Annotated in this window: 22 protein-coding genes, 4 tRNA genes and 1 pseudogene; 9 read left to right on the forward strand and 18 right to left on the reverse strand. The window is 48.1% G+C overall.

Annotation, left to right across the window (positions count from 1 at the left end):
- Nucleotides 1-112: 112 nt before the first annotated feature.
- Complete coding sequence (locus tag ETV65_RS05370; RefSeq protein ID WP_129951862.1) at nucleotides 113-325, forward strand: YccJ family protein; 213 nt, start codon at nucleotides 113-115, stop codon at nucleotides 323-325.
- A 75-nt stretch (nucleotides 326-400) separates the two neighbouring features.
- Here the strand turns inward: ETV65_RS05370 and ETV65_RS05375 are convergent, their stop codons facing one another.
- From ETV65_RS05375 to ETV65_RS05385, 3 genes are all read right to left on the reverse strand, one after another.
- Entirely contained in the window at nucleotides 401-664 is a 264-nt protein-coding gene (locus ETV65_RS05375) for a hypothetical protein (protein ID WP_015690199.1), read from the reverse strand.
- A 48-nt stretch (nucleotides 665-712) separates the two neighbouring features.
- A complete protein-coding gene (locus tag ETV65_RS05380) occupies nucleotides 713-988 on the reverse strand; it encodes a hypothetical protein (RefSeq protein ID WP_129951863.1) in 276 nt (91 codons plus the stop codon).
- Nucleotides 989-1,116: 128 nt separating this feature from the next.
- Nucleotides 1,117-1,626 carry a YlaC family protein gene (locus ETV65_RS05385; RefSeq protein ID WP_129951864.1) on the reverse strand — a complete coding sequence of 170 codons (510 nt, stop codon included), beginning with the start codon at nucleotides 1,624-1,626 and terminating at the stop codon, nucleotides 1,117-1,119.
- 177 nt (nucleotides 1,627-1,803) lie between these two features.
- On the opposite strand from ETV65_RS05385, the gene ETV65_RS05390 reads away from it, so the two are divergent.
- Nucleotides 1,804-2,280: a GyrI-like domain-containing protein gene (locus ETV65_RS05390; RefSeq protein WP_129951865.1), complete on the forward strand. Its 477-nt coding sequence runs from the start codon at nucleotides 1,804-1,806 to the stop codon at nucleotides 2,278-2,280.
- Nucleotides 2,281-2,285: 5 nt separating this feature from the next.
- On the opposite strand, the gene deoR is transcribed toward ETV65_RS05390, so the two are convergent.
- The 8 genes from deoR to uvrY form a co-directional block, all read right to left on the reverse strand.
- Nucleotides 2,286-3,050, reverse strand: a complete 765-nt coding sequence (gene deoR / locus ETV65_RS05395) for a DNA-binding transcriptional repressor DeoR (RefSeq protein ID WP_129951866.1) — start codon at nucleotides 3,048-3,050, stop codon at nucleotides 2,286-2,288.
- A gap of 83 nt (nucleotides 3,051-3,133) precedes the next feature.
- Nucleotides 3,134-3,793, reverse strand: a complete 660-nt coding sequence (locus tag ETV65_RS05400) for a metallophosphoesterase (protein ID WP_129951867.1) — start codon at nucleotides 3,791-3,793, stop codon at nucleotides 3,134-3,136.
- A gap of 757 nt (nucleotides 3,794-4,550) precedes the next feature.
- A tRNA-Leu gene (locus ETV65_RS05410) sits at nucleotides 4,551-4,636 on the reverse strand.
- An 11-nt stretch (nucleotides 4,637-4,647) separates the two neighbouring features.
- Nucleotides 4,648-4,721 (reverse strand) — tRNA-Cys (locus ETV65_RS05415).
- A 58-nt stretch (nucleotides 4,722-4,779) separates the two neighbouring features.
- Nucleotides 4,780-4,855 (reverse strand) — tRNA-Gly (locus tag ETV65_RS05420).
- Between the two features lie 148 nt (nucleotides 4,856-5,003).
- The gene (gene pgsA / locus ETV65_RS05425; RefSeq protein WP_129951868.1) at nucleotides 5,004-5,552 is read right to left on the reverse strand and encodes a CDP-diacylglycerol--glycerol-3-phosphate 3-phosphatidyltransferase; all 549 of its coding nucleotides are present in this window, start codon (nucleotides 5,550-5,552) and stop codon (nucleotides 5,004-5,006) included.
- Between the two features lie 56 nt (nucleotides 5,553-5,608).
- Nucleotides 5,609-7,444, reverse strand: a complete 1,836-nt coding sequence (gene uvrC / locus ETV65_RS05430; protein WP_129951869.1) for an excinuclease ABC subunit UvrC — start codon at nucleotides 7,442-7,444, stop codon at nucleotides 5,609-5,611.
- 7 nt (nucleotides 7,445-7,451) lie between these two features.
- Nucleotides 7,452-8,093: a UvrY/SirA/GacA family response regulator transcription factor gene (uvrY, locus tag ETV65_RS05435; RefSeq protein ID WP_129951870.1), complete on the reverse strand. Its 642-nt coding sequence runs from the start codon at nucleotides 8,091-8,093 to the stop codon at nucleotides 7,452-7,454.
- A 737-nt stretch (nucleotides 8,094-8,830) separates the two neighbouring features.
- Here uvrY and ETV65_RS05440 point away from each other — a divergent pair.
- From ETV65_RS05440 to ETV65_RS05445, 3 genes are all read left to right on the forward strand, one after another.
- Nucleotides 8,831-9,055 carry a DUF2594 family protein gene (locus ETV65_RS05440; RefSeq protein ID WP_015697982.1) on the forward strand — a complete coding sequence of 75 codons (225 nt, stop codon included), beginning with the start codon at nucleotides 8,831-8,833 and terminating at the stop codon, nucleotides 9,053-9,055.
- A gap of 106 nt (nucleotides 9,056-9,161) precedes the next feature.
- A complete protein-coding gene (locus ETV65_RS24885; protein ID WP_165383693.1) occupies nucleotides 9,162-9,335 on the forward strand; it encodes a hypothetical protein in 174 nt (57 codons plus the stop codon).
- 3 nt (nucleotides 9,336-9,338) lie between these two features.
- Nucleotides 9,339-10,097 (forward strand): helix-turn-helix transcriptional regulator, encoded by a 759-nt coding sequence (locus tag ETV65_RS05445; RefSeq protein ID WP_129951871.1) that lies wholly within the window; start codon nucleotides 9,339-9,341, stop codon nucleotides 10,095-10,097.
- On the opposite strand, the gene leuA is transcribed toward ETV65_RS05445, so the two are convergent.
- Complete coding sequence (gene leuA, locus ETV65_RS05450; RefSeq protein WP_129951872.1) at nucleotides 10,084-11,754, reverse strand: 2-isopropylmalate synthase; 1,671 nt, start codon at nucleotides 11,752-11,754, stop codon at nucleotides 10,084-10,086. The two genes, ETV65_RS05445 and leuA, sit on opposite strands and share 14 nt — an antisense overlap.
- A 305-nt stretch (nucleotides 11,755-12,059) precedes the next feature.
- Nucleotides 12,060-12,482, reverse strand: coding sequence for a hypothetical protein (locus ETV65_RS05455; protein WP_235173145.1), 423 nt, complete (start codon nucleotides 12,480-12,482; stop codon nucleotides 12,060-12,062).
- Nucleotides 12,483-12,705: 223 nt separating this feature from the next.
- On the opposite strand from ETV65_RS05455, the gene ETV65_RS05460 reads away from it, so the two are divergent.
- Nucleotides 12,706-12,954, forward strand: coding sequence for a hypothetical protein (locus tag ETV65_RS05460; RefSeq protein WP_129951873.1), 249 nt, complete (start codon nucleotides 12,706-12,708; stop codon nucleotides 12,952-12,954).
- 43 nt (nucleotides 12,955-12,997) lie between these two features.
- Here ETV65_RS05460 and ETV65_RS05465 read toward each other — a convergent pair whose 3' ends face one another.
- Complete coding sequence (locus tag ETV65_RS05465; RefSeq protein ID WP_165383694.1) at nucleotides 12,998-14,095, reverse strand: glycosyltransferase family 9 protein; 1,098 nt, start codon at nucleotides 14,093-14,095, stop codon at nucleotides 12,998-13,000.
- A gap of 837 nt (nucleotides 14,096-14,932) precedes the next feature.
- Between ETV65_RS05465 and ETV65_RS05470 the strand changes: the two genes are divergently transcribed.
- On the forward strand, nucleotides 14,933-15,994 hold the full coding sequence (locus tag ETV65_RS05470) for an acyltransferase (protein ID WP_129951875.1): 1,062 nt from the start codon (nucleotides 14,933-14,935) through the stop codon (nucleotides 15,992-15,994).
- Between the two features lie 160 nt (nucleotides 15,995-16,154).
- Here ETV65_RS05470 and ETV65_RS24890 read toward each other — a convergent pair whose 3' ends face one another.
- On the reverse strand, nucleotides 16,155-16,322 hold the full coding sequence (locus ETV65_RS24890) for a hypothetical protein (RefSeq protein ID WP_165383695.1): 168 nt from the start codon (nucleotides 16,320-16,322) through the stop codon (nucleotides 16,155-16,157).
- Nucleotides 16,323-16,620: 298 nt separating this feature from the next.
- Between ETV65_RS24890 and ETV65_RS05480 the strand changes: the two are divergent.
- Nucleotides 16,621-17,013 (forward strand): annotated as a pseudogene (locus tag ETV65_RS05480) (site-specific integrase); the annotation flags it as partial.
- A 14-nt stretch (nucleotides 17,014-17,027) separates the two neighbouring features.
- Here ETV65_RS05480 and ETV65_RS05485 read toward each other — a convergent pair.
- Nucleotides 17,028-17,103, reverse strand: a tRNA-Lys gene (locus ETV65_RS05485).
- A gap of 373 nt (nucleotides 17,104-17,476) precedes the next feature.
- Between ETV65_RS05485 and cycA the strand changes: the two genes are divergently transcribed.
- Complete coding sequence (cycA, locus tag ETV65_RS05490) at nucleotides 17,477-18,877, forward strand: D-serine/D-alanine/glycine transporter (protein ID WP_129951877.1); 1,401 nt, start codon at nucleotides 17,477-17,479, stop codon at nucleotides 18,875-18,877.
- A gap of 48 nt (nucleotides 18,878-18,925) precedes the next feature.
- Here cycA and ETV65_RS05495 read toward each other — a convergent pair whose 3' ends face one another.
- Both ETV65_RS05495 and rutR read right to left on the reverse strand, forming a co-directional pair.
- Entirely contained in the window at nucleotides 18,926-19,915 is a 990-nt protein-coding gene (locus tag ETV65_RS05495; RefSeq protein ID WP_129951878.1) for a metal-dependent hydrolase, read from the reverse strand.
- Between the two features lie 9 nt (nucleotides 19,916-19,924).
- The gene (gene rutR, locus ETV65_RS05500; RefSeq protein WP_129951879.1) at nucleotides 19,925-20,614 is read right to left on the reverse strand and encodes an HTH-type transcriptional regulator RutR; all 690 of its coding nucleotides are present in this window, start codon (nucleotides 20,612-20,614) and stop codon (nucleotides 19,925-19,927) included.
- Nucleotides 20,615-20,923 lie beyond the last annotated feature (309 nt).

Below are 20,923 nucleotides of genomic sequence, written 5' to 3' on the forward strand. Positions count from 1 at the left end.
TTTGTGCCCTGAGGCCGCAGGATTTGCATAAAGTGCATCAGGAAACCATAGTTATAGTGAATGCAACGGTGTCACGGAGACACTTTTTCGAAATAAATATGAGGAGAACCGGATGACGACGTCAAACATCAAAGCGTGGGCAAATACCCGTGAAACCTCTCACGAAATCGCTGAGGCCATTTTCGAACTGGCGAATAACGACGAGACGCTGGCACAGAAAATCTGGGAAGAAGGCAACGATGAAGTATTGCCTATCGCATTCGCCAAAACCAAGGAAGACCATTTGTTCTGGGGCGAAGAGAAGATTGACCGGAAAAATGTCTGATAATCACTGCGTCAGCGGCTGACAACCAGCCCTGAGTCTGACTTAGGGCTGAATCTGCGTTAAAGCATCAGGGCGTTAGCTGTCGAAGCCAAATCCCATTTTATGTGCCCACTCAAAGATTTGCTCTTTGTAGAAAAAACGTGGTTCACACACCCCTGGCTCGCCGGGTGTCTGGATCATCACAGCCACGCACGGATAAGCCACCGGGCGGGCGTCAAAGATAAAATCATCCACTTCCTGATCGGCAAACTCAGAGGTTTCGCCTACCGCGCTCGCCTGGAATATTTCATCCATTATCCACTGACGGTATTCAAATTCGTTGCTGATAAATTTCATCATTCACCTCTGCCTGGCTTTTACTCTGCTTGCGGCCATTGCCGGATTAAATCAATCGTGTAAGGCGTCGCCGCCACAGCAAGGACACACTTCGGCACGGGCCACGGACATTTGTGCACTGCCGTCGCTGTCCCACTCCACTCTCAAAGGTTTGCCGTTATCGTGTTCGGCTTTGATGAAACGATCAAAATGCGCAGCCTGCCCGGTCATCGTTTCGGTAACTAACAGTTCATCGCCAGCATAAATGCGTGCGGTAGCTTGTGCATCCTGTTTTTCGCCCGAAATGATTTTGTGCAGATGATGAATGGTAAGTTTGATTCGTTCCACTGGTCGCTCCTGTAACGGCTCAACATCTTTTTTCGCACAGTGATATACATTCACGAAAATGATGTCCAGCCGCTATTTTATCAGAGCATGCAGGGTAACGTCATGGCCTGTTGCCATGTTTAGCGGTGTTATGAGTGAGCTAACTGTGCGGTTCCGGTGCCGTCTGGCAACTGGCGCTCCAGCCGGGCCAGATCATAGACATCATAGAAATCCACAAAACCTTTGTGGCGGACAATCGATTCTATCCGGTTTTTAATGTGTTCACTGACCTCAGCAGCGCTGAGAATTTGCTTCACGGCATCAGCGGGAAGCTCACGGCTGAAATACCATTCGCCGTTATAGCAAACGCGTAAATCGAGCACCCCGATATCTTCATAGCGATAAACCGGTTTAATTTCCAGCAATAACATCGCGGACATAAAGATCAGGAAAGCCGTAAATCCGATAAACCATCCGAGCCCCATATAAGGTGAAACGTACATGACGATGCCTACGGCGATATACCCAACCAGCATAGCCAGGCATAACCATGGGTGATTTACAAAAAACTCAGCATTGATCCGCGCCTTACCATCGCGCCCTTCCAGGCGGTTGATGCGATCAATTTCACTGTTTAATACGTTTTTGATTACGTCCATCTCATACCTCATTGCGTCACGACTATAATGCAATCTGATTGTATTATTTTATCACGACAACTGTTATAGCGCGTAGAGCAGTTAACTGCTGTTAATCGTCAAACTGTTATAGTTTTGCACTTACATTCTACTCACCATGGAATCCGCTCAATGCATGTCAGATAAAAGGAGATCATCATGGCATTATTAATTGTAGAGAGACCGGCCAAAAAGCTGGTCAGCTACCGGGTGGTTGGCCCCTATCAGGAGTCAATCCACAGTGGTTTTCAGCAACTGATGAAATGGGCTGCGCGGCACCATCAGACGCAAAATGAATGGCTGACGTGGTTTCATGATAATCCTGACATCACGCCGCCAGAAGCTTTGCGTGCTGATCCGTCAGTATGTGTAGCCGATAATTTTATTCTGGATGATGCACAGGGACTGGCGTTGCAAACATTGCCGGGAGGCACGTATGCGGCGTATCACACCACAATAACAGACGGCAATTTTGAAAAGGTCTGGCGGGAATTCTATAGCCAACTGCTGACCAGTACGACCTATCGTCCGGACGGAAAAGCGTGCTTTGAACACTATCTCAGCGACGGTTCCAACAATGGCATCTGGGAAGTGGTTCTCTATCAGTCAGTCGAAAAAATCCCGGCAATCCGCTGAAAGCGTTAAACCAGCAATGCAATATCGGACTGCACACAAAAATCGAGATAAGCCTGTGGTGGTTCAGCATCGCTGACCACCACATTAAATCGTGCGAGGGGTGCGATAGCGGCGGGCCTGACCTGATCAAACTTGCTGCTGTCAGCAACGAGAATACTCTGCGCTGAGCGTTCTATGGCCTGATGTTTCATCAGTAACTCATCAAAATTAAAACACGTCACACCGTGCCCGATCGTGACGCCCGCAGCGGAAATAAAAGCTTTCGCCGGGCGGATAAAGTCGAGCTCACTGCTGCGTCCGAGAGGCGTAAAAATACTGTTACTGGATTTAAACGCCCCACCGCACAGGATAACTTCGCAGTGAGGTTTTTCCTGTAGCGCAAGAAAGGTATTCAGCGAATAGCAAATGGCGGTAAACACCCGGTCATCGGCAATATTTTCAATGACATAAGGCATTGTTGTACCGCAGTCAAAAAATACCGTGTCATTATCCTGGATCAGGCTGGCCGCGCGGGCAGCAAGGCGTTGTTTCTCAGCAATATGGCGTGTTTTCTGTTCACTGATAAAGTAATGCGTCGCCGGATTATTTTTCGGATCAATAACAATATAACCGCCAAGCAAAATTACCGGCGCAGGGGCCGCGCTGAGGTCCCGACGGACCGTCATTTCCGAAACATCAAGCAGTAAGGACGCTTCTTTAAGGTGAATTTTGTCGGTCTTTTTTAATGCCAGCAAAAGACGCTGGATCCTGTCTTCACGCTTATTTTCCATGATGCTATCTCACGCCTTCCCGGTTCGCAGCCGCCCACTATACCGCTGCCCGCCAGCCACCGCAAACCCCTCTAACACTGACATTACTGCAACTGACGAAGTGTCAGATAACCGCCAAACACAGCACCCGTATCAATATAAAACTGATTGGCAAATTGCATGGCAGACTCGACCGGCGTATGTCCAAAATAAAATTCATCAGCGCCCGTAATCGACTGAAAACGACCGGCCAACGCATAATTCACACGGTCACGATTCCAGATAACTTCATAACCATCCATAGGTTTACCGAAAACATATTCGCCGGAAGGATAATCAGCATGAGCCACTACGATGTGCCTGCCCGCACGGGTGGTGAGTTCGAGGATATGTGGCAGCTTGTCAGCCTGTAAAATCAGCGCTTTTGCCTGTTCCTGTTGCTCCTGATCAAGTGCATAAAACCAGTCTCCGCCATTACGTAACCAGCGCGAGATATTCTCTTCGTGTATGGCATCAATCGCCATCTGCTCGTGGTTTCCACGTACACAGGCGAACCAGCTTTCATTAAGCAGTTTCAAACAGCCGATACTGTCAGGCCCACGATCGGCCAGATCGCCCACCGATAACAGCAGATCACGGTGGGGATCGAAAGCCACTTTCGCCAGTTTCTCCTCAAGCAGACTCAGGCAACCATGCAAATCGCCGACAATATAAATGTGTCTGTATATTGAACAATCAATACGCTGGTACAGAGCAGAAATCATACTTGGCAAAAATCCATAATCGGAACGAATACCTTAAGTGTAATGCAAGATGATGAGGAGAAAAGCGGAGAAAAGTGGCAGAAAACTTTCCTCTTCTCATCAGCGGCTTGTGCGCTCTCTACACTGAGTTGGCGCTGAAATCCACTGATAATTAAATTATCGTTAAGTAACTGACGCCTTTTTGTGCTAGACTATTGCCCGCTCTAAGTAAAACCGGAGGTTTTATGAGTTCCACAGTTTTAAGCGCTCAAGACGAGTGTCCGTTGTGTCAAAGCACGAATAAGACGTCGGTTAATATGTCGGCGAAAATAGTTACTGTGACCTGCACTTCTTGTGGCCGGTACAGTATCTTCCGCAAAACCATGGAAGAGATCTCAATCGACAGGAAGAAACGCGTTGCTCTGCAGGCGTTTTTCACCAGCCAGCCTAACTACCATTTGCCGCTATCAATCAGGGCATTGAGCAACACTGATTCATCGGGTGAATTCTGACCCTAAAAACGCCCCTCGGGGCTGTTTTAATCTCTGTTTTCTTCATCCCTTTTAATTTAACATCCGACACCGTGTTCAGAATATTTCATTCTGTCTGAGGCCGTGTGCGTGAAGGATGTATCGAAGAAACACTTAAGGCCCCTGTACAGGTGGCCTTTTTTATTGCATCAGCAAGGCATGAATTTCAGGCATAAAAAAACCACCCGAGGGTGGCTATAAACGACATTACTACTTGTATTGCTTTTGATTATTCGGTTAATTTTCCATGGTACCCGGGACGAGACTTGAACTCGTACAGCCATAAGCCGAGGGATTTTAAATCCCTTGTGTCTACCGATTCCACCACCCGGGCTCCGGGAAAATTGGAGGCGCGTTCCGGAGTCGAACCGGACTAGGCGGATTTGCAATCCGCTACATAACCGCTTTGTTAACGCGCCTTAAATCTTACTACTTGTCTTGCACTTAAACCAATTCAACAATCAGTTTAAGAAAATTTGGAGCGGGAAACGAGACTCGAACTCGCGACCCCGACCTTGGCAAGGTCGTGCTCTACCAACTGAGCTATTCCCGCTTTAATCAGAACATACTGATTTTTTTAACTAATCTTTTGGCACAAGACTGGCTGCCTTCCGATGCGTTGCATTCTACTGACCTGACAGATTGAGTCAATAAAATTATCTGCTTCATGCGATCGTTTGACGTTTTTTGCGGCAGTTTGATCAGGGTTCCAGCAAATCATGGCGCGCAGCGTTCAGATATTGGAACATTGACCAGAAAGTCAGCACTGCCGCAATATAAAGTGCAACGACACCCACCCACACCACGATGGCATCAGGACGCCATAACAGCGCGACCAGCGACAGCATTTGCGCTGTGGTTTTCACTTTACCGATCCAGGAAACCGCCACACTGCTGCGTTTGCCAATCTCAGCCATCCACTCACGTAGCGCGGAAATAATGATTTCACGGGCAATCATGGTGGCGGCCGGGAGAGTAATCCACCAGGAATGAAAATACTCAGCCACCAGCACCAGCGCAATCGCCACCATCACTTTATCGGCGACCGGATCAAGGAATGCACCGAAACGCGTCGTCTGCTTCCAGCGGCGAGCCAGATAGCCGTCAAACCAGTCTGTCACGGCAGCAAAAACGAAAATCAGCGCACAGGCCATTGATGCCCACGGATAAGGCAGGTAAAAGGCCAGCACGAAGAACGGTATCAGTACAACGCGGAACAGGGTAAGGCACGTAGGTATATTAAATTGCATAGCGAAGGTAACTGTTTGTCCGGTGTGGATATTATGAGTATGTTGCTACATTGCCCTTAGTGTTTCAACGCATTATGAATCTTTTCTGCCAATGCGATTGAAATACCCGGTACCTGCGCAATTTCCTCTACGCTGGCATTCAGTAATGGCTGAATGCCTCCCATGTACTTCAGTAAAACCTGACGCCGTTTCGGTCCGACGCCTTCAATTTCTTCCAGTGCGCTGGTCGTACGGACTTTTGCACGTCTCTGCCGGTGGCCGGTAATGGCATGGTTATGCGAATCATCACGAATATGCTGGATGAGATGTAACGCCGGTGAATCCGCAGGTAACGCGATCCCTTCACCTTCTGGCACAAAGAACAGAGTTTCGAGCCCGGCTTTACGATCCGCACCTTTCGCAATACCAATCAGTAAAGGTTTAGATTTGTCCCACTCTACATTCAGCGAATGAAATACATCCAGCGCCATGCCGAGTTGCCCTTTACCACCATCAATAAAAATGACGTCAGGAATTTTATTATCATCGAGCGCTTTGCCATAGCGACGTTGCAGTACCTGCGCCATCGCCGCGTAGTCATCGCCGGGCGTAATACCGGTAATGTTATAGCGCCGGTATTCAGAACGTACCGGACCATTGCTGTCAAAAACCACGCAGGACGCGACCGTCTGCTCGCCCATAGTATGGCTGATGTCGAAGCATTCCATGCGGTTAATTTCCGCAAGATGGAGTGTTTTTGCGAGTTCTGACATCCGCTGATGGATTGTCGACTGCTGCGCCAGTTTGGTCGTCAGCGCGGCAGAGGCATTGGTGCGCGCCAGTTTCAGATAACGGGCACGGTCGCCCCGTGGTTTACTCTGGATTTGTACTTTGCGCCCGGCCAGTTCGCTGAGCGAATCGGCCAGGAGATCTTTTTCCGCCAGACTGAAATCCAGCAGAATTTCACCGGGCAGTGTCCGTTGCTGACTGCCCTGTAAATAAAATTGTCCGACGAAGGTTTGCACCACTTCGCCCAGATCGGTGCCGCCCGGTACTTTTGGAAAATAACTACGGCTGCCTAATACTTTGCCCTGACGGATAAACAGAACGTGCAGGCAAGCCATGCCTGAGTCGAAGGCCACGCCAATCACATCCAGATCTTCGCTGTTACCCGACACGAACTGTCGTTCTGTCACACGGCGTACAGCCTGGATTTGATCGCGTATCCGTCCGGCATCTTCAAAACGCAGCGTTTTACTGGCCTCTTCCATGCGGTTGACGAGTTGCGTGACCACCTGCTGGTCTTTACCAGAGAGGAAAAGGCGCACATATTCCACCTGATCTTTATAATCCTCCTCACTCACCAGCCCTTTGACACACGGCCCCAGACAGCGGCCAATCTGATATTGCAAACAAGGACGTGAACGGTTGCTGTAAACGCTGTTTTCACACTGGCGTATCGGGAAAAGTTTTTGCAGCAGCGCCAGTGTCTCACGTACGGCATAGGAATTCGGAAAAGGCCCGAAATACTCACCTTTGGCGTGCTTAGCGCCGCGATGTACTGACAGTCTTGGATGGTTATCCGCGCTGAGGAAGATCAGCGGATATGACTTATCATCGCGCAACAATACGTTATAACGTGGCTGATAAAGTTTGATGTAATTATGTTCAAGAAGCAGCGCTTCGGTTTCCGTGTGGGTCACGGTGACATCAATTTGCGCGATGTTTTTGACCAGAGTTTCGGTTTTACGGCTGGAAACCTGGACGCGAAAATAACTCGAAAGACGTTTTTTGAGGTCTTTGGCTTTACCTACGTAGATTACGGTGCCGCTGGCGTCATACATTCTGTAGACGCCCGGCTGGCTGGTAACCGTTTTCAGAAAGGCTTTTGGGTCGAAACGCTCATCACTCACTGCCTGATTAAGTCTCCGTGTTGAATAAACCGTGTCGTATTGCCAGATGTGTTAACTCAACATCACCGCTGATATTTAATTTACTAAACATCCGATAACGATAACTGTTAACGGTCTTCGGGCTCAAGCTAAGTTGTTCAGAAATTTCATTGACCTTTTGCCCTTTAGTGATCATCAGCATGATCTGCAGTTCACGCTCGGATAAGGAATCAAAAGGCGTTTCGGACTGCGGTTCAATCTGGCTTAATGCCATTTGCTGAGCAATGTCGGAGGCAATATAACGCTGACCCGAGTCAACCAGACGAATGGCATTGACCACTTCCTGCGGAGCCGCCCCTTTGCTCAGGTAACCGGAAGCCCCCGCCTGCATTACTTTGGCCGGCAGCGGATTTTCAGTATAAATCGTTAAAATGATGATCTTGATACCGGGGGAAAAGCGGACGATTTTTTTGGTCGCCTCAAGCCCGCCAATACCTGGCATATTCATATCCATCAGTACGATATCAACGTCATTGGTCCGACACCATTTGACGGCATCTTCACCGCATTGCGCCTCACCAACAACTTTGATGCCTTTGATATCTTCCAGAATGCGTCGGATCCCTGCGCGCACCAGTTCGTGGTCATCAACAAGAAGAACGCTAATCAAAGAGAATTCTCCAAAAAATAAGGGCAACACACCGTCAGGGACTTCACACTTGTCTTACGTAAACCTACGTAGCGAACATTAAATTTGCTCTCAGACAGCTTATAAATGAAGAGAAGGTGACAAATAAGAGGCCAATATCAACAAACTCGCCCCACTACCGCTCATCGGTAGTATTTTTAAAACAGAAAGATACTGTGATTTATTATAGCCTGCGTATTTTACTCTATCAGGCGTTCCTGACCAAGAAATGTCTGCAAAAAACTAGTTTGCTGAATGTAAATGAGAAGTACAATCACCGGCCTTAATAAATTATAAAAAATACCTTTCTAATCAACGGTGAACCAGGGAAATTTGCGTTCTTCTTTAGACTGCAAGAAAATAACCGCCGGTCTTTTCTCTTATCTGAAACTCTCTTTACACCGGCCTGACTATTTAAGCGTCAACACGGTCCCTTCATATATCTATGATATATCCAATTATTATTTGTGATCGCACGAATTGCCGATGGCTTATATGAATAACTCTGCACATAAACATGAAAGACTCTCAACCACTCATTATGTTTAGTATTCTTTACTGACTGTCAGAAAAGTCTATATGCGGGCACATCGCCGCGCATTTTAAGCATCCTTTCTGACGCTGCCCTAAAACATGCCATCTATGCTAAAATGCGGCCACTTTTCACCGGTTCAGAATTCAGTACGCTGCCTGACAGCATGCCTGAGGAGATAAAAATAATGAGTAATTGCGATTTTACAACGGAAGCAAACGTTGAAACACTGGCTACAGAAGTTGCCTGCCTGAAAGCCACCCTGACCCTGATCCTGAAAGCGATTGGCCAGGCTGACGCCGGTAAAGTGATGCTGAATATGGAACGTTTTGTCGCGCAGATGGAAGACGAACAGCAGGCTGAAGTGTTCAAAAATTCCCTGCAGCAAATTAAGTTCGCTTACCGCCAGTAATGCTTTTTCAGAGTCTGTCGCCTGGCAGGCTCTGCCTTCTCCTTCCGGTTATCCCCCGTAATGTCTGCTATAATCAAGCCCTGATTCATTCAATGAGGACATACGCATGAGCGATGAAAATAATAAAGAAAACAAAAGCAAAGCCGATGAAGTCCATGTCAGTGACGGGCTGGGCGAACTGTTTGAAGTTTCGGAACAACTGACTGAAGAAGAAATTGAAAAAGCGGCAGAAGAAGCCAGGCAAGCCGTAGAAGATGCCAAAAAACAGAAACATCATTGATCAATGCATCACAACTTCCTTGCTCCGCATCAGGCGATTGCGCCTCTGGCCATTGATTATCAACATGGCGACAGCGAACCCGCCCACAGTCACAACTGCTCACAGCTGATTCATACGCTATCCGGCATTGTAGAAGTGCATACGTCACTCGGCACCTGGATGGTGCCGCCCGGGCGGGGAGTCTGGCTGCCTGCCTATGTTGAACATAGCCTGCGTTTTATCGGTGGTGTCAAGGCCCGCACACTGTTTGTCGATCCCCTGGCCCGTGCTGATTTACCTGCGCAATGCCAGGTAGTACAGATTTCTCCGCTGCTGCGTGAATTGATTTTATCATCGCTGACCATTCCGGCCGATTATTTGTCCGGCGGGCGCGATGAACGCATCATGGAATTATTACTCGATGAACTGCGTCTGTTGCCGACGCTGCCCCTTTACCTGCCGGAACCAAAAGAGCCGGAGCTGACCGAACTTTGCCAACAGATTCGTGCAGATCTGTGTTCATCCTGGGAGCTGGAAGATGTCGCGCAGCGTCTGGATATCAGCAGCCGCACACTTTCGCGCCGTTTCCAGCGCGAAACCGGATTACGTTTCAGTGACTGGGTTCGTCAGGCAAAATTGCTCGAAGCGCTGAATCAGCTTGCTGCGGGGATTTCCGTTATTGATGTGGCGCTGGCACTCGGCTACGACAGCCCGAGTGCCTTCAGTGCGATGTTTCGCCGGTCACTCGGCGTCTCACCCAGCGAATATTTTAATCAGCCATAACAGCACTGGCTGCATTGAACAGCGCCTGCAATGAGGCGCTGGACACATCGCTGTCGATGCCTACGCCATAATAATTTTCCCCCAACCGCCCGCGACAACTCAGATACGCCACAGCACGACTGTGACTTTGATGCCCCAGCGTATGTTCGTGATAATCACCGATTTCCAGTTGCACGTCGTAACTGCGACGCAGCGCATCGGCTGCACCGGACAGCAAACCATTACCGCTACCGGCGATATGCTGTTCTTCATTGCGATAACGGATCCGTGCACTGAAATGGCAGACATTTTGCTCATCGCTGCGAATGTCGTAACTCAGCAATTTTACCCCCGGTTGATCGGTTAATCCGTAACGCTGACGGAACAGCCGCCAGATATCGCTGGTGCTCATTTCCTTGCCATGCGTATCGGTTTCACGTTGAACCGCTTTGCTGAAATCAATTTGCAAACCACGCGGTAATTTCAGCCCGTGATTCTGCTCCAGCAACCAGGCCGCTCCGCTTTTCCCAGACTGACTGTTAACGCGGATCACCGCTTCATAGCTGCAACCGACATCCGCCGGATCTAAGGGCAGGTACGGCACGCGCCAGACAGGGCTCTCCGTCACTTTCTGTGCAGCAAACCCTTTTTTGATGGCATCCTGATGCGAACCCGAAAATGCCGTAAATACCAGTTCACCGGCATACGGATGTCGCGGATGGACAGGCAACTGGTTGCATTCTTCCACTGCCTCGACAATCGCCTGCAAATTGCTGAAATCCAGCTGCGGCGCGACGCCCTGAGTGTAAAGATTCAGTGCCAGCGTCACGATATCCACGTTGCCGGTGCGTTCACCGTTACCGAAAAGGCATCCTTCCACGCGGTCGGCACCGGCCAGCATCGCCAGCTCTGCACAAGCTACCCCGGTTCCGCGATCATTATGCGGATGAACACTGATTGAAACCTGTTCCCGGCGGATGAAATGGCGGCAGAACCATTCAATCTGGTCGGCGTAAATATTCGGAGTACTGACCTCCACGGTTGCCGGCAAATTAATGATCATCGGTCTTTTAGCGCCCGGCTCCCAGACATCCGCCACGGCTTCACACACTTCCAGTGCAAACTCCAGTTCGGTGAAACAGAAGGTTTCCGGCGAATATTCAAATGTCCATTCTGTCTGCGAATATTGCCCGCACAGTTGACGGATCTGCTGAGCGCCGCGAACCGCCAGCTCGCGTGTTGCGGCCTGATCCTGATTAAATACCACTTCACGAAATACCGGTGCAGTCGCGTTATATAAATGCACGATGGCGCGCGGTACATCTTTAAGCGCCTCAAAAGTGCGGGCAATCAAATCCGGGCGCGAAGGTGTCAGAACCTGAATCACCACGTCATCCGGAATGAGCCCTTCTTCAATCAGGCCCCGGACAAAATCGAAATCGGTTTGTGAAGCCGAGGGAAACGCCACCTCAATCTGCTTAAAACCACACTTCACCAGCAAATCAAAAAACTGACGCTTACGGGCATTATCCATAGGTTCTGCCAGTGCCTGATTACCGTCACGCAGATCACTTGAACACCATTGCGGGGCTTTATCGAGGATATTTCCCGGCCACCGGCGGTCAGGTAAATTCACCGGCGGGAAGGGACGATACTTTTGCGACGGGTCGTTTAACATACGATTCTCCATTTATCATTGAGGCTGCGGTTATGTTCCGTTAAAGCCATAGTACGCAAACGATAAATGCCTGCGCCTGACTAACTGACAGCAACCCCCGCAAAACGGACAAAAAGAGAATGATCAATGAATCAGCGTCATGCTGATGTGGCGGGAAGAACTGCAATGTGACTCGGCGCAGGGCTTTTATTTCCGGGATCGCGGCAACATAGCCCGATCTCCGGATGGCCAACGTCTTATCTCTGATGCCAACGTATGGTCTGTGCACCTAAAAAAAACCCGCACTCGGCGGGTTATTTATTGTGCTATTTATTGCTGCTGCCTGCCGGCCGGATGTTATAGGTTCCGAAGAAACTACGATCCGTTTCCAGGCTGATGCTTTTACCGTTCGCATCTACGGTAATCGAACCCGATGTTTTAGTCAGTGCACAGGCAATGCGAACATCAATGGTGCGTATCCCGTTCGGCACATTCAAATCCACGTACTGATTAAAATGCAGGGAAGCCACGGTCTGTCCGTCTAAAAACACCATCAGCGGACACGTTTTCTCAAACGGCACAACTGACCACTGTTCTAAACGGTGTAAACGGATATGGGTCTGCCCTGCCGGCGGGGTCGCGCTGGCGTTAGCGAAAGATGACTTAACCTGCAGCGTCGGTTCATAAGGATTGGCTGCGCACCCGGCTAAGAATAAAGCCGCCAAGGCCACCAGTGTTTTTTTCATCATTATCTCCCTGAGTTTATGAACGAATGATAGCAGTGTGCGCGTGGCGGGCAACAAAAACCGGCAGGTGCAGGTTACGGAATGTCCGCAACCTTCAAAAGTCATCTCAATCTGTGACATTAGTACAAAAAAACATCACCCGAATTGCTAATAGCCAGCTACTGGTATTTGATATTCTTGTTAAGATTTTTCCGATCAGACGTTCAACTCAGTTTCAGGAATACCTATGTACAGTTACACACTTATCGCCCCCGCCGGGATCGTAAAAGCCTACGAAGAAGAATTCCGCGAAAAAGGGATTGAGTTACTGGTTGCCAAACAGAATCGTTCGGAGACGGTCGTCTTACGCAGTGACCAGTTCACCGAAGAAAGCACATTTATCACGCATGTTCATTTATTGATCTTCAGCCTGTGCATGCGCGTACAAAAACAACTCAAAAATGGCGATAGCCCTAATACGACGATTATGTACTGATTTTTCTTCCCTGCGACTTTTCATGTCGCAGGGAAGAACATCATCAGCCCTCACTCAGGCATTTTTCAACAACTGCATTGTAGACTTCCTCAACGGTGATTCTGTCCATCGGATGTTTCAGCTTGTGGGATGGGTCATTTTCGACAGGTGGCCTGTAAATAACCTTGTGCAATTCCGGGTTTTGATAAGGCCCGTTTTCGTCGGGTGAATTAAGCACGAACAGACTGATGGTCTTCGTTTTAGCTGCAATCGCTAAATGAAGCGGTCCTGTATCATTAGTCACTAAAAGATCCATCGCATCGATCACTGACAACAACTCCGGCATAGTTGTTTTTCCCGTAATATCAGTAAATTGTGCTCCGTGCGCCTCTTCCATCCTGGCAATAAAACGCTCTGCGATCTCAGTTTCGGCGGGTGAACCAATCAGGATCAGATGAAAAAGCGGTGACGTTTCAATTAACAGCTTGGCCAGACCTGCAAAATGTTCTACCGGCCATCGGTGCGTCATTTTAGATGCCCCCATTTGCAGCCCGATAAGGATCTTGCCAGGTTTTTTATCGAATGCAGGAATCCGTGCAGGTATAAACATCTCCGTATTATCAGGTTTGCTGCCCAGCAAACTGACTAAATCAAGTTTTCTCTGAATAATATGCTTCGATTGTCCCCGGGTAATACCGGACAACCACTTCTCCATACCTGCAGGTTCATTACGGTAATAATCTTTAAATATAAATTCACAGCCCGACATGATGGAAGCGATAATATCATAAGGGGCGCGGCTATGAAGAATAATGGCTAGTTGAGGCTTTTCTCTTCTCAGAACAGAGACAAGTTTTTTCATGTCACTGTAGTGATTATCCATAGGAAGAACGCGATCAAAATTGTCACCGGGCTCAACCAGCTGTGAATTTTGCTGGCTGGTAACAAGAATAATCCTTGCTGCAGGATAACGTCGTCTTACCGCCCTTATGGCCGGCGTACTGAACATAAAATCACCCAGCCGTTTTGTAGAAAATATCACTACCCGCTCAAAGTCATGCTCTTTATCAAATGACGTTATATTTCTCAGATTTCCTGCACACTGGCTATAACACGACAGCAAAACATTGATTAATTTGATTCTGATATTTTTCCAGGACACGTACAAACCTCTTTTTAGCCAGTCAATAGCCAACAACATCCGCTTATAAATCAAACAACCGCTGACTCTCACAAAGGAATAATTTTAAATTATCCTTGCGTCAAAACCGGCGTGCCGAATTGTCAGGTATATTACTATCCATTTTATAAAAATGGCATTATACGGCAAATGAGGGAAATAGTGCCTGGGAAAGAGGGGTTATGATTAACTCATTGATTTAAAAATTGTTGGTGGGTCGTGGCGGGTTCGAACCGCCGACCAATTGATTAAGAGTGCGTAGAACCACCCTCTAAATCATCAACTTACCGCAAGTAGCCTCGCTCACACGTCCCGACATGCAAAAAGATGGCAAGCGTAGTTAACGCTCGTCATTTCATATGCGTCCCACCTTTGTCCCAGTCACTTCCGATATGAGATGTCAAATCACATAACCCATGTTTTTCAGAAAGTAACATTTATCTTCTCCATGATGGTCTGTGTAATCACGGAAGTAAGTTTGATAGCGCTCGATCCACGCATTCACCTCCTGCTTTGACCAGAAGTGATTAAGCTTCGCTAACTCTGAAACGAATCGAGCCGTCGTCACAACCTGGCCGCGCTTATGATCTCGCGTGAGGCTCCTGACGAATGCCTCTCTGATGTCTGAATTCTTTGGCATAGCCCCCTTAAAAATACTGTTCATGCATACAGTGCAATCACGATGATTTTAAATTGTGAAGCGGGAAAAGCCGGAGAAATCTCAGGTACCTGAGCAGCAACGAAAGAATGGGTGAAGAAGGTTTCTTGTAAGGGGCCTTGTTGCTACAATCTTGAGACAAAACTCAAAGGTATAATTTCATGCGAAGACTTAAAGGACTCAGCGGCATTCGCGGTTTACTAGCTATTTTTGTTGCATTGTCTCATTCATATAGTCACTTCACTGGCTGGGGGACTGGATTTAACTTCTTCAGGAACGCAACATTCGCAGTTGATATTTTTTTCATTTTATCTGGTATAGTTCTTTATTATAACTACAAAGAAAAAATATCTAATAAAAAAATTGGTGTGATTTCTTTTTTAATTGTTAGATTTTTCAGACTTTATCCTTTACATATATTTGCAGTTTTACTAATACCACTCTGTCTATTCATATCCCAGGGCGAATTTTTTCCTGAGTGGATCGGCACACTATCAAAAAGAGGTGTAGTAGGAGATCTTACGCTTTTAAGTAACTTGGGGGGTATGAAACCATTTTTCAATCCGCCAACCTGGTCTATTTCGACTGAATTTTATATTGGTTCTATTGTTGTACTTTTAGCATGTTATTCTTTTGTATTTGTTTTTATCGCCTTAATAGCTTCTGTGATTTTATTTTATATCACAGGCGCCAATGTGGGTGATATCACGCAAAGTTACTATACAATAATTTCTGGTGGCATGATTAGATGTTTATTCGGCATATCGCTTGGGATACTTTCACATTCAATTTCAAAATTGCTTTTTGAAAAATACCCATCTTTTAATAAAATCTATAAAGCGTTGATTTATATTTCTTTCGCAACCTTATTAGTAATTATCGTTGGCGTTAAACTTTCAACGCTACAATACTTCGCAGCTATGATAATAATATCACTCGGCGTGGGATTACTGCCACTAGTTGACAATAAACTTACGGATTTATTTGAAAGTAACTGGTTGTATGAGGCTGGTGAAAGATCATACTCGATTTATCTCCTTCACACGCCTGTAATATATATTTTCCTTATATTTAAAGGCGAGAGTTTAAATCACAACATAGCATTTGCAACGCTAGCTGTTTGCGCTACCGTTGCAATTTCTGGACTTGCACATAGATATATAGAGAAGCCATTTATTAATTTATCAAAGAAATTGATAAAAAAGGACTCAAATATATACTAGCAGTTTCTAAATCGGCTCTGACGGCCAAACTATTTTTTGCGCTGTGGTATCCACAGCGCTAACCTCCTGAGCATATTTCATCCACGCTACCAGTTAATTTCTATCATCATCACTTATGAGGTTCAAAGCTAGTTGAGTTTGCCAAATCTGCGTGATTTTATTAATATTCGACAAAACTAACTCTCTCTTTCATCAAGTCAGCATCGTTAATTATCTCTTGAGTTGTTCCCTCTGGCACTGCAGGAGGCAAATATACGCCATTTGATAATGAATATCCGATACCAATTACTGCCCTATCATCATTTAATACAGCATATTCATCATGCATATTCCTCTACGATAACGCACCCATTTGCACCTTTACCCCCCCGAATGACGCTTGACCAGACGTACTACCTGCTCCACCGCCACCCAAAGGCCAGCAAGGTGATCTGAAAACTACTGGCACAGCCCGACCATCCCGAGTTTATTACGGCGATATGAACGCCCCCCGCGAACATGCCGCTCGAGTGGAATGCAGCACTTCCGCTGCGCACTTTTCTACTGCGCCAAAGTCACAAAGACCGAACGTGATGAGGGGATGGAAAGATTTGTTCCGGTCACTGCGTCTGAAATGACCGGCGGCCGTGTTGAGGGTGCAGTTCGGAAAGCATAATCGTTTTGTTTTTGTTCACACAACGAGTTGCACCCGACCAGACGGATCGGTAACTGCAGAAATAAGGAAGATGCGGGTGGATAGTAATAAGGCTTGGAAGTCGGCTTTAATGCGAGCAGGTATTGAGAATTTTCGTTTTCACGATTTGCGGCATACATGGGCGAGCTGGTTAATTCAGTCCGGCATTCCGCTATCGGTATTACAAGAAATGGGCGGCTGGGAAAGTATTGAAATGGTGCATCGGTATGCCCACCTTGCGCCACGTCATTTAACCGAACATGCTGCCCAAATAGATTCAATATTTAATGAACATGTCTCAAATATGTCCCACTCGGTAAAACCTGGTGCAGTGGATAATATCTAACACGTTGAATTTATTGGTGGGTCGTGGCGGGTTCGAACCGCCGACCAATTGATTAAGAGTCAACTGCTCTACCGACTGAGCTAACGACCCAACGGGACGGATTATTCTCCTCTATCCGGATGATGTCAAACGCTTATTCATGCTTTATTGACAGTTAATACGCGTCATATTTGTGAAGCTCATCACGTCCAAAAACGGTATTATTGCCGCCATCCTGGAAGATATTTGATTAATTAACACTCAGTTATCCGCGATGTAAAAATTACGATACATTTTTTTCTTCGGCATTTTTCATGCCAGTTATAATAAATGCACGCTTAACATTACTATTACACACTTCATACACGCTATCGTTCCAGCCGTGGTGAACACAGAGCCATTCAGAGCTTAAGAAATTGACGTAAATGAATGCGATATGGCGGAGTTCATACGCAAAAAAGCAAAAAACAGGAATCAATACAACATGCAAGAAGAGTCAAAAATCCTCGTCCAGCCGGGGGAAGAGAACGCAGAAAGTTTGCGGCGAAATCTCTCTAACCGTCACATCCAGCTGATTGCCATTGGCGGTGCTATCGGTACCGGCCTGTTTATGGGCTCAGGCAAAACCATCAGCCTGGCAGGTCCGTCCATCATCTTCGTCTATATGATCATCGGCTTTATGCTGTTTTTCGTCATGCGTGCGATGGGTGAATTGTTACTGTCCAATCTCGAATATAAATCTTTCAGCGACTTTGCCGCCGATTTACTGGGCCCGTGGGCCGGGTATTTCACCGGCTGGACCTACTGGTTTTGCTGGGTGGTCACGGGTATCGCTGACGTCGTGGCGATTACCGCCTACGCACAGTTCTGGTTCCCCGGCCTCTCGCAATGGGTCGCCTCGCTGATCTGCGTGCTGGTGCTGCTGAGCCTGAATCTCGCTACCGTGAAAATGTTTGGTGAAATGGAGTTCTGGTTCGCGATGATCAAAATCGTCGCCATTGTCGGGCTGATCATCGCCGGGCTGGTGATGGTGCTGACTCACTTCCAGACGCCAACCGGCACCGTCGCGTCATTCAGCAACCTGTGGAATGATGGCGGATTCTTCCCGAAAGGTGTCAGCGGTTTCTTTGCCGGTTTCCAGATCGCCGTGTTTGCGTTTGTCGGCATCGAACTGGTCGGCACCACCGCCGCCGAAACTAAAGATCCGCAGAAATCCCTGCCGCGTGCCATCAACGCTATCCCTTTGCGCATCATCATGTTCTATGTGTTCTCGCTGATCATGATTATGTCGGTGACGCCCTGGAGCCATGTGGTGGCAGATAAGAGCCCGTTTGTTGAACTGTTTGTGCTGGCCGGTCTGCCGGCGGCGGCGAGCATCATCAATTTTGTGGTACTGACCTCTGCCGCCTCTTCAGCTAACAGTGGCGTATTCTCCACCAGCCGCATGCTGTTTGGTCTGGCACAGGAAGGCAACGCGCCGAAAGCATTCGGTAAGCTCTCTTCCCGCGCAGTGCCGTCGAACGGCCTGACCTTTTCGTGTATCTGTCTGCTCGGCGGTGTGGTGCTGATTTACCTGATCCCGAATGTGGTGACGGTCTTCACACTGGTCACCACCGTTTCTGCGATCCTGTTTATGTTCGTCTGGACCATCATCCTCTGCGCTTACCTGGTCTACCGCCGTAAACGTCCGCAACTGCACGAAGCCTCAATCTACAAAATGCCGCTCGGCAAACTGATGTGTTGGGTCTGTATGGCATTCTTTGCTTTTGTTCTGGTACTGCTGACCTTGCAGGATGATACGCGACAGGCGCTGTTGGTCACGCCGCTGTGGTTTGTGATCCTGGGGATAGGCTATGGGTTGCGCAGCCGCAGTCGTAAAGCCTGAATGATGAACTCATGATGTCAAAAAGGAGCCATCTGGCTCCTTTTTGTTTTAATCAACGTCCAGTGCCTGCCTGAACTGCTCCCACATTTTTGTGGCAGACGGTCTGGCCGACGCCACTTTCACCGGCAGTGCCGGCGGCGCACCGGCTTTCATATCGCCGAGATCGAATACAAACGTGTAATCAGGTTCCTGCCCCATGCGTAAGTCACTGACCAGAATATGGCCGCCCTGCTCTTTAACGCTGAAAAAACCGTGGCTGAACCAGGCGACACGCGCCAGAAACGGGTTATCTTTGTGGGCTTCATACAATGCCTCACCGCGGGGATAGAAGCGGAAACGGATCGGTGAATCCGGGTGCAGCAATGAGGTGAAACCTTCGCCGTAACTGTCTTTACTCATCACGACCACACGCCACACCAGCGAATTGAGGGGTGTCGGCGTGACCAGAACCTGCGTACTGTCAATATTTTGCCGTTGCAGCTCTGTACCGACATGCCGTGTCACCTGATATTGTTCAATCATGGTACAGGCCAGATACAGGCAACTGATGCCCAGTAACACGTTATTCCACATAATGCCGCGCTGCTGCTCGCGATACAGCGCCAGACCAACACCGGTAATCAGCGGCAGGGTATAGAGCGGATCGATAATAAAAATGCTGCCGACCGCAAAAGGATAATGCGTAAAAGGGATACCGAGTTGGGTGCCGTAAACCGTCATCACATCCAGCAGCGGATGGGTGATCAGAGCCAGCCAGACAGTTCCCCACCAGCGCCGGAAATGTTGCCCGGCGCTGAACAGTTTGGCCATCAGCCAGGCCATCAGCGGAGATATCAGCGTCAGATAAAACAACGCATGGCTTTCGGTGCGGTGCAGGGTCATATTGCTGATGACATCACCGTGATCGTAAAACACATCCAGATCGGGCAAGGTTCCGCAGACCGCGCCAGCCAGTGCAGATTTCCATACCGGCGCACGTTTGCCCATCACCGCAATGCCCACTGCAGCGCCAAGCACTAATTGTGAAACTGAATCCATTCTGCCCCCTTAAGCCCGAAGCTGAATGCCTTCGGTAATAATGCGCTGCACATTACACACGGTTTGTTCAAAGAATTCAGGATCACTGAGCGTTTTACCGGTGATGGCTTCGACCTGTACCCCGAAATCGGCGTAGTGCTGCGTGGTCGCCCACAGCATAAAAATCAGCTGCATCGGATCAACCGGCGCGATCAGTTCTGCTTTAATCCAGCCGCGGATCACATCCGATTTATCTTCCACCAGCGTTTTCAGGCTGCCGCCCAGCTCCTGTTTCAGCAGCGGTGCCCCCTGTACCATCTCGAGACAAAACAGCCTGGATGCCTGCGGGTGATCGCGGGAAACGCACAGCTTCAGGCGGATATATTCACGGATAGCTTCCAGCGGATGCTGATCAGATTGCAACGCTTTCAGCGGTGCCAGCCAGATATCCAGCAACCCTTTGAGCACGGCGATATACAAATCTTCTTTTGACGGGAAGTAATACAGCAGATTGGTTTTGGACACATCGGCACGCTCGGCAACCTGATCCAGACTGGTGCCATGCATGCCGTACAACGAGAAAAACTCAAGTGCCGCTGCCATGATATTGCCACGTTTGGCAGCGACTGCCCGCGAACGTCGCGTCGGGGCTTTCGTCAGCGGCTGGCGGGATTTCTTCTCTCCGGCGTCAGCCTGCACAGATTCGACCAATGGCTTCACAATGTCTCCCTGAGACGAATAGCAAGGCTGAAATCATAGCAAATGGCGATACAAGCGACTATCGCTATGCATCCCGGTGATTGCAGTAACACCCACGACAACAATCAGTAACCACAAAGAGTTATGAATTTAACAAATTTGCACCATTTCCGTTCAATCCTGCCTGATAAACGTGCAGCCATTTTTGACCAGATGGTCTGAAACAGACCATTTGCTCTACCAAAAACCAACACCGAAATTTAACTCACTGATAATTAAAAAGATTAAAAAACTGGCATCCCGCTTGCAATACCCATCATGAATTCCTTC

Source organism: Rahnella sp. RFA10(1/100), assembly GCF_004195115.1.
Classification (GTDB): domain Bacteria; phylum Pseudomonadota; class Gammaproteobacteria; order Enterobacterales; family Enterobacteriaceae; genus Rahnella; species Rahnella perminowiae.